Below are 12,849 nucleotides of genomic sequence, written 5' to 3' on the forward strand. Positions count from 1 at the left end.
GGTGCCCGGCGCGCTGCCGGTGCACGCGCGAATCGGCAACTGGGCCTTCGCCTTCCGGCTGCGCCGCCGCTACGGCCTGCCGGTGCACGATATCGCCGCCATGCGCGTCACCCGCCGCGACCGGTTGCAGGCGCTCGGCCACCTGCACGCCCGGTCCGGATATCCGCTGGCGTTGCTCACCGGCGCGGCCCGTGCGGGCTGGCTGGTGCTGGAGCGCGACATCACCTATCGGCCGCGGACTCACGGCGAGTCCAAGGTCTCCGGTTCCTGGCGCGGCACCCTGCGGGCCGCCCGCGACTTCTGGAGTGTGCGATGACCACCGAGCCCGACCACGCCCCGCTCGACGACACCGTTCCCGCCACCCTGCTCGTGATGGCCAAATCACCCATCCCGGGCTTCGCCAAAACCCGTCTCACCCCGCAGTTCTCGCCGGTCGACGCCGCCTACCTGGCGGCCTGCGCCCTGCTCGACACCCTGGACGCGGTGCGCGCGAGCGGCATCCGCCACCCCGTCGTCGCCTGGACCGGTGACCTGGACCGCGCCGAGCGCTCGGTCGAACTGGCCGCCGCCCTGCGCGAGGTGACCGTGGTCCCGCAGCGCGGCGACAGCTTCGGCGAGCGCCTCGCCCACGCCCACGTCGACGCCGCCGAGTTCGGCGTCCCGGTGCTGCAGATCGGCATGGACACCCCGCAGGCCGACCCGGTCCTGCTCGCCCGCTCGGCGGCCCGCCTGGTCGCCACCGGGGACTCCGTCCTGGGACCGGCCACCGACGGCGGCTGGTGGGCGCTGGGCCTGCCCGGGCCGCGGGCCGCCCACCTGCTCGCCGACATCCCCATGTCGACCGACCGGACCGGGGAACTCACCGCGACAGCCCTGCGGCACAGCGGATTACGGGTGCACGCGCTGCCCACGCTCACCGACGTCGACACCTACGCCGACGCGGTCTCGGTGGCGGCGGTGTCCCGGGGCCGCTTCGCTCGCGCCGTCACCGAGCTGGTGACCGCGAAAATGCCTGTCCCACTCTGATACTCATATTTCGAAAGGAGCCCGCGGTGTCGCCGAGCCAGCCCACCGAAACCGCGGACGCCGGTCCCGACCCGATCGAGCGGCCCGAACTGGTACTGCCGGACGTGCTTTCCCGCCGGTGGAGTCCGGGCCGCTCGACGGCCGTCGCCGCGCGCACCGGCGTGGCCCTCGGCGCCGGCATCACCATCCTGTTCGTGACCGGGCTGATCAGTCACCTGATCCAGCATCCGCCGGACTGGTTCTGGTGGCCCGCGCACCCGGTGTGGCTGTATCGGGTCACCCAGGGCACACACGTCACGGTCGGGGTCATGATGATCCCGCTGCTGCTGGTGAAGCTGTGGTCGGTGTATCCGCGGTTCTTCATCAAACCGTCGCTGCGGCACGGACTGCCGGAGGCGCTGGAGCGGTTGTCGGTGGCGGTGCTGATCGGCGCGGTGCTGTTCCAGATCGTGACGGGCCTGTTCAATACCGCGCAGTACTACCCGTGGAAGTTCTTCTTCACCACCACCCATCACGCCATGGCGTACGTGGCATTCGGGGCCGTGGCCGTGCATCTGGCGGTCAAGCTGCCCGTGGTGCGGCGGGCGCTCTCGAAACCAGTCGATGACATCGTAGATTCTGTAGTGCCTCAAGGTATTTCGCGCAGAACGGTGTTGATCGCGGCCGGGCTGGGTGCGGTGGTCGCGGGTGTGGCGGTGGCCGGGCAGTCGATTCCGTTCCTACGCTGGGCGTCGCTGCTGGCCCCGCGCAGTGGCCAAGGGCCGCAGGGCATTCCGATCAATCGGACGGCCGCGGCGGCGGCGGTCACCGAGACGGCCCGCTCGCCCGAGTACGCGCTGACCGTGAAAGCCGGTGGCCGGGAACGGGCCTTCTCCCGCACCGAGCTCGAGGCCCTGCCCCAGTACGACAGCGCGCTACCGATCGCCTGCGTCGAGGGCTGGAGCGCCCAGGGCCGGTGGTCCGGCGTGCGCCTGCGCGACCTGCTGGCCCGCGTCGGTGAATACGGCGGCGGCGATGTGCGTTTCGTGTCGCTCGAGACCACCGGCGGCTACGGGTCCTCGGTGCTGCCACGCACCCACGTCGTGGACGCCGCCACCCTGATCGCACTGCGGCTCAACGGCGAGGACCTGGCCCTGGACCACGGCTACCCGTGCCGCCTCATCGCCCCGAACCGGCCGGGGGTGCTGCAGACCAAATGGCTGCGGACCATCGAGGAAATCGCATGACGGGCATTCGAATCCTGCTGGGCGCGTTCGGAATCGGCTGCGTCGCCTACGGGCTGGACCTGCTGCTGCGGATGAGCGCCGCCGACCTGCGCTCGGTCGCGCTGTGGTTCGCCGGCGCGATCCTCGCCGAGAACCTGATCTTCGGCCCGGTCGCCGCCCTCGCCGGCACCCTCGGCCACTACGTGCTCCCGGCCCGCTGGTGGCCCGTCTTCACCGTCGGCGCGTTCGTCAGCCTCGCCCTGATCCTGCTCGCGATCCCGGTCCTCGGCCGCGAGGGCGCGGTCCCCGGCAACGACACCGTCCTGGACCGGAATTACACCGTCGGCCTGCTGATCTCGCTGACCCTGGTCTGGGCGGTGGCCGCCGCCTGGCTGCTCACCGCCGCCCGGCGGACTCCAGCAGCGGCAGCCGGATCTCGAATCGCGCCCCCTGCGGACGGTTCCGCGCCGTGATGTCTCCGTGGTGCGCGGCAACCAGCCCGGCCGCGATGGCCAACCCCATCCCGCTGCTGCTGCCCAGCTCCGCCGCGCCGGGGGAGCGGGCGGAACTGCCGCGATAGGCGACCTCGAAGATGCGCGGCAGATCGGTCTCGGAGATCCCCGGCCCGGTGTCGTCGACCCGCACCCACGCCTGCCCGTCGTTCGCGCCCGCCGACATGTCGATGCGCCCGCCGGGCGGGGTGTGCGCGATGGCATTGGCCACCAGATTGGTCAGCACCCGGCCCAGCGCCCGCTCACTGCCCGCCACCGGCAGCTTGTCGGCGGGCTGGGTGGCGGACAATGTGATTCCGGCGCGCGCGGCGGTCGGCCGATTGGTCGCCAGCACCTCGTCGATCACCTCGCGCAGGTCCACCGGCTCCAGACGCAGCCGCAACGCCCCCGCATTGATCTTCGACATCTCGAACAGGTCGTCCACCATGGCCGAGAGCCGATTCGTCTCGCGCACGATCTGATCCGCGTAGCGGCGCACCTCCTCCGGCCGCGTCACCACCCCGTCCTCGAGCGCCTCACCCATGGCGCGGATCCCCGCCAGCGGCGTGCGCAGATCGTGACTCACCCAGGCCACCAGCTCGCGCCGCGACCGCTCGGCGGCGCGCTCCTGCTCCAGCATCTCGCGCTCCCACACCGTGGCGCGGGCCTGCTCGCGGCCCAGCAGGATCGCCGCGGGCACCGTCACCGCGGTGACCACCGCCAGTACCACGGCGGTGCGCTCGAATTCGGCGCCGAACATCAGACCGCTCACCGCGACGATCCCGCACAGGGTGGCCAGCGTCGGAATCAGCACCAGCACCGCCATACTCGTGGTCATGGCGCGACCACGGGTGTAGCGCAGCAGCAGCGCGCCGATCACCACCACCGGCAGCGTGCCCGCCAGCGCGTAGCCGATCAGGCCGGGCGTGTCAGTCGGCATCGCTCGCCTCCGCGCCGAGATCGGCTCGGCCCCAAGCGTATCCGCGGCCCCACACCGTCTCGAGGCGATGCGCGGCACCCAGCTTGGCCCGCAACCGCTTGACGTGCACGGTGACCGTGGACAGGTCCCCGAAGTTCCACCCCCACACCTCCGCCAGCAGCTCCTGGCGGCTGAACACCCGCCGCTGATGTGCGAGCAGGAAGGCCAGCAGATCGAATTCGCGGGCCGTCAGCTCGACCGGCGACCCGCCGACCGTCACCGTGCGCGCCGCCCGATGCAGCTCCACCCCGTCGCCGCGCAACACCTCCTCGGCCACCGGCTGCGGATGTGTCCGCCGCAGCACCGAGGCCACCCGCAACGCCAACTCCCGCGGACTGAACGGCTTGGTCACGTAATCATCGGCCCCCGCCTGCAACCCGATCACCCGGTCGTCCTCCTCCCCGAGCGCCGTCAGCAGAATGATCGGCAGCTCCGGACGCGCCCCCGCCCGCACCGCCCGCGTCAACTCGATCCCGTCCGGCCCCGGCATCATCACATCCAGCACCGCCAGATCGACGTCGTCGCGCGCCAACGCCGCCGCGGTCGCCGCCCCGTCCGCGGTCTCCACCACCTCGAGCCCATCCCGCTCCAGATACCGCCGCACCACCTCCCGCACCACGGGATCGTCGTCCGCCACCAGAATCCGCATCGCCTCACAACTCCCGATCGACCTGCCACCCCGCACTCCACCCTAGGGGTCGGCTACGCCGAAACCACCTGGTCGCGCTCATTTCACCGCACACGTCATGGTTTCGTCACCCGTGCGCCGACTCGTGGCATCGGCGGTGCCGGACCCGCAAATCTCGCCGGCCCCGAGTTCGTAGCCGGCCCGCTCGAGGAGCGCGGACCGGGCCGGCGCCACCGCGACGAGGGCGGTCGATCGCACTCGGGCACGCGGAGGGCGGGGGTGGGCGCGGCAAATGCGGCGGGGGCGGCGGGGCGGCTCTACGATCTGCACGTGACCAGCGAAATGTCCGGTTCGGCGCGCGAGCTCGAGGCCGAAGGGGGTCAGGTCCGGGCCTCGACCCTGGAACTGTTCTTCGACCTCGTGTTCGTCTTCACCATCACCCAGCTCACCCACGCCTTCACCCATCACCCGGGCTGGGCCGAGCTCGGGCACGTGGCGCTGATGTTCGCCCTGATCTGGTGGATGTACAGCGGGTACGTGTTCCTCACCAACGAGGTCGCGCCGAACAGCTCCTCGCGACGCACCTTCCTGCTGCTGGGGATGTTCGGGTTCTTCGTGATCGCGATCGCGGCCCCGAGCGCGTTCGGCGGCTCCGGGCTGGCGTTCGGACTCGGATACCTGCTGGTGAACACGGTGCACAGCGTCATGTTCGCGACCTCGGGCGGTGCGGGGGCGAGCTCGGCGATGTGGCGGCTGGCGCCGCTCAACGGCCTGTCCGCGCTGCTGGTGCTGGCGGGCGGCCTCACCCACGGCGGACTGCGGACCCTGCTCTGGACGGCCGCCGTCGTGATCCAGGTGGTGTCGCCGTATCTGATCCGCGCCGAGGGATTCGCGGTGCGCCCCAGCCACTTCTGCGAACGCCACGGCCTGGTCGTGATCATCGCGCTCGGCGAATCCGTGGTGGCGATCGGCGCGAACCTGACCGGCATGGACCTCACCGTGGGCCTGGTCGCGACCGCCGGCCTCGGCCTCACCCTCGGATATGTGCTGTGGTGGGCCTACTTCGGCTTCGACGACGAACGCGGCGAGCACGCCCTGGCGGCGCTGCCCGGCCCGGCCCGCATCCGCCCGGCCGTCTACGCCTACGGCTATTCGCTGTTCGTGCTGATCCTCGGCATCATCCTGACCGCCGCGGGCATCTCGATGACCATCGCCCACGGCAACGAACCCGCGAGTACGGCTGCGGCCCTGGCCCTTTCGGGCGGTGTCGCCGTGTTCTTCGTCGGCCAGGCCCTGTTCCGGCTGGCGCTGCGCATTCCCCGGGCCTGGCTGCGGCTGGTCGGGGCGGTCGCGGTGCTGGGCACCACGCCGCTGGGCATCGCCTGGGTGGCGTGGGGTCAGCTGGTGCTGCTGGTGGTCGTCGCCTACGGCTTCGTCATCGCCGACGACATCCTGCGCATCCGTTCCGGCGAACGCAGCGCCTACATTCCGACCGTCTCGGCGGTCGGGTTCCGCATGCACCGCGACGGCGAGCACTGACGCTCGCCGTCGCCGCGATCGGGCTCAATCCCGCTGCGGCACAGCGCAACCGTCGGGCCCACAGGCGTCACCGTCGGCGACCATGGCCAGCGCGGGCGCGTGATCGCTCCAGGCCTGCTCCAGCGCCTGAGCGAACACCTCCGGCGGCTGCGCGCCCGACACCCCGTACTTGCGATCCAGCACGAAGAACGGCACCCCGCGCGCCCCGAGCCGCGCCGCCTCGGCCTCGTCGGCGCGCACCGCGTCCGCGTAGGCCTCGGGGTCGGCCAGCACCGCCCGCACCGCCGCCTCGTCGAAACCGGCCGACACCGCCACCTCGACCAGGCGCTCGGTGTCACCGAACAGCGCCCGCTCCTCGGCGAAGTTGGCCGCGTACAACGCGTCCAGCATCCGCTCCTGACGGCCCTGCTCCAGCGCGAAGTGCAGCAGCCGGTGCATGTCGAAGCTATTGCCGAAATCCCGGCCGGAGGTGACATAGGTCAGCCCGGCCGCCTCGGCCTGCGCCCCCAGACCGCGCTCGTTGGCCGCGGCCTGCGCCTCACTGATGCCGTACTTCTCGGCGATGTGCGGAACCACCGCGTCGCTGTGATCCTTGGGCAGCGTCGGGTCCAGTTCGAAGGACCGGTGCACCACCGTCACCGCGTCCTTGTGCGGGAAGGCGTCGAGGGCCTCCTCGAATCGCCGCTTGCCCAGATAGCAGAACGGGCAGTTGATATCGGTCCAGATCTCGACCTGTACGGCCATCGCACCTCACTCCGACGCTGTTGTCGCAGGCCGGGGGCCCGGCCATCCCCTGTCCCAACCGGCGACCGGACCCGAATGTTCCGGAGTGACTCAGGTCACAATGCCCGATTGTCACGTTCTCGGGGGCTGTCCTGTCCCATAGCCGACCCAGTAGCGACGACCCCACGGAGCCGATCATGAACGCCACCACCACAACCCACCGGATCGTCATCCTCGGCGCGGGCTACACCGGCATGATGGCCGCCGTCCGCCTCGCCCGCCGCACCCGCGAGCTCGAGGTCCGCATCACCCTGGTGAACCCCTCGGACCGCTTCACCGAGCGCCTGCGCATGCACCAGATCGCCGCCGGACAGGAACTGGCCGACCACCGCATCCCCGACCTGCTGGCCGGATCGGGTGTGGCCTTCCACCGCGCCGCCGCCGTCGCCCTCGACCCCGCAGCCCGCGCCGTCACCCTCGACGACGGCGCGGAACTGCGCTACGACACCTTGATCTACGCGCTGGGCAGCAGCACCGACACCTCGACCGTCCCCGGCGCCGCCGACCACGCCTGGACCCTCAACGACCCGCGCCGGGCCCGCCGCTTCTCGGAGCGCCTCACCGAGATCGCCGCGACCGCCGGGACCGTCACCGTGGTCGGCGGCGGCCTGACCGGCATCGAGGCCGCCACCGAGATCGCCGAAGCCCACCCCGGCCTGACCGTCACCCTGATCAGCGCCGCCGAACCCGGAAACATGATGGGCGACAAGGCCCGCGCCCACCTGAACCGCGCCCTCGACCGCCTCGGCGTCGTCCGCCGCACCGGTGTTCAGGTCGCCAAGGTGCTGCCGGACGCCGTCCGCCTGACCACCGGCGAACTCCTCGCCTCGGACCTGACGCTGTGGACCGCGGGCGTGCGCGTCGCGCCGCTGGCCGCGCAGGCCGGGATCGCCGTCGACGACCGCGGCCTGATCCTCACCGACACCACCCTGCGCTCGGTCTCGCACCCCGAGATCCTGCCCATCGGCGACGCCGCCGCGATCCGCATGCCCTTCGGCGTCCTGCACGGCACCTGCCAGAGCGGCATCCCCACCGGCGCGTACACCGCCGACGCCGTCGCCCGCAGGCTGCGCGGAAAGACGGTGCGGCCCTTCCGTTTCGGCTACCTGCACCAGCCGGTCAGCCTGGGCCGCCACGACGCGGTCATCCAGTTCACCAACGCCGACGACACCCCGCGCCGCTGGTATCTGAAGGGCCGCGCCGCCGTCGCCTACAAGGAGACGGTCAGCGCCAGCCCGGTGCCCACCTACAAGATGAGCAAGCACCTGACCGTCAGCGCACAGCTCAGCAAAGGCGGCCGCGCGACCCGCGGCCTGGCATGAGGTAGGTATGTGTCCATGCAGGACGATCCGATCGACCCCTTCGTCGCGCACCGCCGGCTGCTGTTCGGCACCGCGTACCAGATGCTCGGCACCGTGACCGACGCCGAGGACGTCCTGCAGGACGCATGGATCAAATGGCATGAGGTGGACCGGGATTCGGTCACCCACCCCAAGGCCTACCTGGTCCGCACCGTCACCAATCTGGCCCTCAACCGCCTCACCTCCGCTCGCGCCACCCGCGAGACCTACGTCGGCCCGTGGCTGCCCGAACCCTTGCTCACCCATACCGCCGACGCCGCCGAGGAGACCGAGATGGCCGACACCGTGTCGACCGCCATGCTGGTCGTCCTCGAGACCCTGGGCCCCGTCGAACGCGCGGTGTTCGTGCTGCGCGAGGTGTTCGGGTACTCGCACGCCGAGATCGCGGGCTTCCTGGACCGCCCCGAGGCCACGATCCGGCAGATCTCCCATCGCGCCCGCTCCCATGTGCACTCGCGCCGCCCGCGCTTCGACACCGACCCCGCGACCCGGTCGGACATCACCGAGAAGTTCATGGCCGCCGCCCAGGGCGGAGACGTCAACGCGCTGATGGAACTGCTCGCCCCCGAGGTGACGCTGTGGAACGACGGCGGCGGCAAGATCACCGCCGCCCGCCGGCCGCTGTCCGGTCCCGACCACGTCGCCCGCTGGCTGCTCGGCGTCATGGCCAAGCCGATCAGCGCGGGCATCTACCTCGAACCCGCCTACATCAACGGCGAACTCGGCATGCTGGCCAAGATCGGCGACTTTCCGGTGGGCGCGTTGACCTACGACATTCGTGACGGTCGAATCGAGAACCTCCGTTTTCAGGTCAATCCCGACAAGATGGTCGGTTTGCAGCGGCAGGGCGGCAATGGATCGGCTGTCGAATCGGTCGGCGAATAGGGAATCGGGCCGGGGGCCGGGGTCGGTCCCGTACTATTCGGCGCTCGTCGGGGGCGACCGCCCCCGAGTCGAAAACGCTATTCTGCAAGGGAATTCGCAAGTGATCGGCTTGACATCGCGCCGTGCGGCGCGACACATTCTGCCCTGGGCCGCCGCGGCCTTCATCGGCGCGAGCACCGCGCTCGCCGGGCCGGCGGCCGCCGCGCCGGTACTCCACACCGCCTGCACCGCAAGCGAGTACGAGAACTCCGACGGCGCCTGCGTGCACCGCCCGGAACAGTCGGCCACCGCCCCCGACGGGGCCACCGCCCGCTGCAAGGACGGCACCTACAGCTTCAGTCGGCACCGTAGCGGCACCTGCTCGGGCCACAAGGGCGTCGCCGAATGGCTGTAGCCACGCGGCGGCGGGCCGGGTGGCACGCGCACTGACGCGGTCCACCGGCTCGCAGCTCGCCGGTCGTCCCGGCACCACGTCCGGGACGACTGTGCGGAACAATGGTCCGTCGTGAGTGCCGAAGAGCTTGCCGTCGAACCGCTGCGCGCGGCGCGGCGACTGCTCGGCGCGGTGCTGCGATCCGGTCCGGTGGGAATGCGGATCGTCGAGGTCGAGGCTTACGGCGGGGATCCCGCCGGGCCCTGGCACGATCCGGCGGCCCACTCGGGGCGAGGCCGGACCCCGCGCAACGCGGTCATGTTCGGGCCGCCCGGGGTGCTGTACGTCTACTTCAGCTACGGCATGCACACCTGCGTCAACGTGGTCAGCGGACCCGACGGCATCGCCAGCGCGGTGCTCGTCCGAGCGGGGGAGATCATCGAGGGGCACGACATCGCCCGCGGTCGCCGTCCCGCCGCCAGGACCGACGCGGATCTGGCCCGCGGGCCCGGCAATGTCGGCAGCGCCCTCGGAATCGGGCTGGACGACTACGGAACTCACCTCTTCGATCCGGCCGCGCCGATCCGGCTGGAACTCGGACCCGAAATCACCGATTCCACCGCCGTTTCGGTGGGACCCCGAGTCGGGGTGAGCCTGGCCGCCGACCGCCCCTGGCGGCTCTGGCTACCGGACTCCCCGGCGGTGTCGGCCTACCGGCGCAGCCCGCGCGCCCCCAAACTGGACCGATCCGCCTAACCCTGGCTCTCGGGCCGAGCGCCGTATCGGTGGGCGGCGCGGAGGACTACGGTGGATTGATCGACAGCTCACCCCTAGGTGGAAGCCCCATGTTCGAACGGTTCACCGATGCCGCCCGCCGCGCCATCGTGCTCGCCCAGGAGGAAGCCCGCGCGCTCGGGCACGACTGGATCGGCACCGAACACCTGCTGCTCGGCGTCCTCGCCGGCGACGACCCGGTCGCCGCGCGCGTGCTCGGCGACCTCGGCCTCGACGTCTCCAGCGTGCGCGAACGCATCCGGCAGGCGGTCGGCGAACACGAACCGAAACCGCCCAGCGGACACGTGCCCTTCACCCCGCGCTCCAAGAAGGTCCTCGAAGGATCATTGCGCGAGGCGATGCGGCTGCGGCACAACTACATCGGGCCCGAGCACATCCTGCTGGCCCTGATCGAGGAGGCCGACGGCATCGCCCCGCAGATCCTGATCAGCCTCGGCGCCGAACCCGCCGACATCCGCACCCGCATCTCCCGGGTCGCCGACGGGCCGCTGGCCGGTCCCACCCAGGCCCCCGAATCCGATCTGCGCCGGCGCATCGCGGATCTGGAGGCCCGGGTCACCGAACTCGAGCGATTATTGGGCGCCCAGGCCAGATGAGAACCGAGCTGCCGCTCTGCGGAACTCGCCGCCTAGATGAGGACCGCGCTGTTCGACCCGGCCGCGGCCACCAAGGCCGCGATCGTCGCGCGCGCCGCCGTCGCACCGGAACCGAACGCCCAGGCCGCGCCGTCGGCGGTGCGGTACTCCAGGTAGGTGACGGCCGGAGCCGACCCCGCCCGGCCCACCGTCTGGTGCGTCATGGACAGCACCTCGACCGAATAGCCGTGGCGGCCCAGCAGTTCCACCGCCTCCTCGACCGTCGCGTCGGCGGGCATCGCGGGCGTGGTCGCCACGATCGCGCCCGCGTAGGCGGCCTCGAACAGCTCCCACAACGTCCCCGCCGAGACCTCCGTCCCGGTCCGATCGGTATGGCGCTGGACGTGGCGGGCGAAGTCGATCTGCAGCCGGCGCGGCAGCTCCAACCCGTACTCCGACTCCATCAGATACGCGATCCCGCCCTTGCCGGACTGCGAATTCACCCGGATCACCGCATCGTAGGAACGGCCCACATCCGCCGGATCGATCGGCAGATACGGCACCTCCCAAGCGATCTCACGCTCCGGCGCACCCAGCCGCGCCGCCCGCTCCCGATGCTCGGCGAAACCCTTCCGGATGGCGTCCTGATGGGTGCCCGAATACGCGGTGTACACCAGATCCCCGGCGTAGGGATGCCGCTCGTGGACCGGCAGCCCGGTGCAGTACTCGACGGTCCGGCGCACCTCGTCGATATCGGAGAAGTCGATCATCGGATTCACGCCCTGCGCGTGCAGATTCAACGCCAGCGTCGCCAGATCCACATTGCCGGTGCGCTCGCCATTGCCGAACACGCACCCCTCCACCCGCTGCGCCCCGGCCAGCACCGCCAACTCCGCGCACGCGATCCCGGTGCCGCGGTCATTGTGCGGGTGCACCGACAGGATCACGGCCTCGCGTCGCGCCAGATTCCGGTGCATGTACTCGATCTGGTCGGCGTACACGTTCGGTGTCGCCACCTCGACGGTCGCGGGCAGATTCAGTACCACCGGCCGCTCGGGGGTGGCGTCCCACAGCCTGGTCATGCGGTCGCAGACATCGAGCACGAAATCCGGCTCGGTCAGCATGAATACCTCGGGGGAGAACTGGAACCGGACATTCGGCATATCCCCGGCCAGTTCCAGCACATCCCGCCCGCCCGCGGTGATCAGCTCGGCCAGCTCGTCACGGCTCTTGCCCAGCACCACGTCCCGCCAGGTCGGTGCGGTCGCGGTGTACAGGTGGATCACCACGTCATTGGGGATGCCGCGCACCGATTCGACGGTCCGCTCGATCAGATCGCGGCGCGCGGGCGTGAAGACGACGATGGTGACATCCGCGGGAGCCGGCCGTTCGCTGCCGATCAGCCGCACGAAATCGAAATCGGTCTGCGAGGCGCTGGGATACCCGACCTCGATCTCCTTGTAGCCCATGGCCACCAGCAGCTCGAAGAACCGGCGCTTGCGGGCCGGATCCATCGGCTCGGCCAGGGCCTGATTGCCGTCACGCAGATCCACCGGCACCCACAGCGGGGCTTCGGTGATCCGGTTGGACGGCCAGTCACGTTCGGTCAGCGGTACCGAAACACGCTGGTACACATCGCGATACCGATGCGACGGCAGGGTGGAGGGCTGCTGACGATTCCAGATCAGGGGAGTGCTCACGGGGCAATCGCTTTCGCGTCGGAGGAGGTGACCGGCGCAGCACCGCGAGCCCGCTGACGGGGTGCCGGTCGATCAGACCCCGTCGCGGCAGCGAAGGAGAAGCAGGGCACCGGTCAGCATGTCGACTAGACTAGAGGGAAACAACTCCTCAGACAAGTAGAGAGGACAGCGACAAGTGGCGCAGGTCCAGAGGCATCCGCTCGCCGCGCAAGCCGCCGAGGTGCTGCTCACCCGGATTCGCGCGGGGGAGTGGCAGCTGGGCCACAAACTGCCCGGCGAGACCACCCTCGCCGCCCAGCTCGGCGTCGGCCGCTCCACCCTGCGCGAGGCCATCCGCGAACTCGCCGGGCGCGGCGTCCTCGAAAGCCGGCAGGGCGCGGGCGTTTTCGTCACCGCCCTGGACGCCGCCGACGACTGGGACACCGTGCTGCGCCGCAGCGACATCATCACCGTCATCGAGGCCCGCATCGCGATCGAGGCCGAGGGCGCCGCCCTGGCCGCCCGCCGCC

The 12,849-nt window shown here is 70.8% G+C and carries 14 protein-coding genes and 1 pseudogene; 11 read left to right on the forward strand and 4 right to left on the reverse strand.

Going from position 1 to position 12,849, the window contains the following annotated elements; translation table 11 throughout:
- The 4 genes and pseudogenes from ACWELJ_RS30075 to ACWELJ_RS30090 all read left to right on the forward strand — a co-directional run.
- Positions 1 to 316, forward strand: a pseudogene (locus ACWELJ_RS30075) (glycosyltransferase); the annotation flags it as partial.
- Positions 313 to 1,026: a TIGR04282 family arsenosugar biosynthesis glycosyltransferase gene (locus ACWELJ_RS30080; RefSeq protein ID WP_452369484.1), complete on the forward strand. Its 714-nt coding sequence runs from the start codon at positions 313 to 315 to the stop codon at positions 1,024 to 1,026. The pseudogene ACWELJ_RS30075 and the gene ACWELJ_RS30080, both read left to right, overlap by 4 nt.
- Before the next feature lie 95 nt (positions 1,027 to 1,121).
- Positions 1,122 to 2,252 (forward strand): molybdopterin-dependent oxidoreductase, encoded by a 1,131-nt coding sequence (locus ACWELJ_RS30085; RefSeq protein WP_452369496.1) that lies wholly within the window; start codon positions 1,122 to 1,124, stop codon positions 2,250 to 2,252.
- Positions 2,249 to 2,704 (forward strand): hypothetical protein, encoded by a 456-nt coding sequence (locus ACWELJ_RS30090; RefSeq protein WP_452369485.1) that lies wholly within the window; start codon positions 2,249 to 2,251, stop codon positions 2,702 to 2,704. Before ACWELJ_RS30085 ends, ACWELJ_RS30090 begins: the two co-directional genes overlap by 4 nt.
- Here the strand turns inward: ACWELJ_RS30090 and ACWELJ_RS30095 are convergent.
- The gene (locus ACWELJ_RS30095; protein ID WP_452369486.1) at positions 2,628 to 3,662 is read right to left on the reverse strand and encodes a sensor histidine kinase; all 1,035 of its coding nucleotides are present in this window, start codon (positions 3,660 to 3,662) and stop codon (positions 2,628 to 2,630) included. The genes ACWELJ_RS30090 and ACWELJ_RS30095 overlap by 77 nt on opposite strands.
- On the reverse strand, positions 3,652 to 4,350 hold the full coding sequence (locus tag ACWELJ_RS30100; protein WP_452369487.1) for a response regulator transcription factor: 699 nt from the start codon (positions 4,348 to 4,350) through the stop codon (positions 3,652 to 3,654). The genes ACWELJ_RS30095 and ACWELJ_RS30100 overlap by 11 nt, the downstream gene beginning before the upstream one ends.
- Positions 4,351 to 4,659: 309 nt before the next feature.
- Here ACWELJ_RS30100 and ACWELJ_RS30105 point away from each other — a divergent pair, with 309 nt between their 5' ends.
- The gene (locus tag ACWELJ_RS30105; RefSeq protein ID WP_452369488.1) at positions 4,660 to 5,868 is read left to right on the forward strand and encodes a low temperature requirement protein A; all 1,209 of its coding nucleotides are present in this window, start codon (positions 4,660 to 4,662) and stop codon (positions 5,866 to 5,868) included.
- Between the two features lie 24 nt (positions 5,869 to 5,892).
- On the opposite strand, the gene ACWELJ_RS30110 is transcribed toward ACWELJ_RS30105, so the two are convergent.
- On the reverse strand, positions 5,893 to 6,612 hold the full coding sequence (locus ACWELJ_RS30110; protein ID WP_452369489.1) for a DsbA family oxidoreductase: 720 nt from the start codon (positions 6,610 to 6,612) through the stop codon (positions 5,893 to 5,895).
- A 176-nt stretch (positions 6,613 to 6,788) separates the two neighbouring features.
- Between ACWELJ_RS30110 and ACWELJ_RS30115 the strand changes: the two genes are divergently transcribed.
- The 5 genes from ACWELJ_RS30115 to ACWELJ_RS30135 all read left to right on the forward strand — a co-directional run bounded on the left by ACWELJ_RS30115 (position 6,789) and on the right by ACWELJ_RS30135 (position 10,661).
- Positions 6,789 to 7,973 (forward strand): NAD(P)/FAD-dependent oxidoreductase, encoded by a 1,185-nt coding sequence (locus ACWELJ_RS30115; protein ID WP_452369490.1) that lies wholly within the window; start codon positions 6,789 to 6,791, stop codon positions 7,971 to 7,973.
- Between the two features lie 15 nt (positions 7,974 to 7,988).
- Positions 7,989 to 8,897 (forward strand): RNA polymerase sigma-70 factor, encoded by a 909-nt coding sequence (locus ACWELJ_RS30120; protein WP_452369491.1) that lies wholly within the window; start codon positions 7,989 to 7,991, stop codon positions 8,895 to 8,897.
- 100 nt (positions 8,898 to 8,997) lie between these two features.
- Positions 8,998 to 9,291 (forward strand): DUF3761 domain-containing protein, encoded by a 294-nt coding sequence (locus ACWELJ_RS30125; protein WP_452369492.1) that lies wholly within the window; start codon positions 8,998 to 9,000, stop codon positions 9,289 to 9,291.
- Positions 9,292 to 9,402: 111 nt separating this feature from the next.
- Positions 9,403 to 10,026: a DNA-3-methyladenine glycosylase gene (locus ACWELJ_RS30130; protein WP_452369493.1), complete on the forward strand. Its 624-nt coding sequence runs from the start codon at positions 9,403 to 9,405 to the stop codon at positions 10,024 to 10,026.
- A gap of 89 nt (positions 10,027 to 10,115) precedes the next feature.
- Positions 10,116 to 10,661: a Clp protease N-terminal domain-containing protein gene (locus ACWELJ_RS30135; RefSeq protein ID WP_452369494.1), complete on the forward strand. Its 546-nt coding sequence runs from the start codon at positions 10,116 to 10,118 to the stop codon at positions 10,659 to 10,661.
- A gap of 32 nt (positions 10,662 to 10,693) precedes the next feature.
- On the opposite strand, the gene ACWELJ_RS30140 is transcribed toward ACWELJ_RS30135, so the two are convergent.
- Positions 10,694 to 12,298, reverse strand: coding sequence for a 2-isopropylmalate synthase (locus ACWELJ_RS30140; RefSeq protein WP_452369497.1), 1,605 nt, complete (start codon positions 12,296 to 12,298; stop codon positions 10,694 to 10,696).
- A gap of 217 nt (positions 12,299 to 12,515) precedes the next feature.
- Between ACWELJ_RS30140 and ACWELJ_RS30145 the strand changes: the two genes are divergently transcribed.
- On the forward strand, positions 12,516 to 12,849 hold a 334-nt coding region (locus ACWELJ_RS30145), incomplete at its 3' end, for a FadR/GntR family transcriptional regulator (RefSeq protein ID WP_452369495.1).

This window comes from Nocardia sp. NPDC004582, assembly GCF_053602115.1.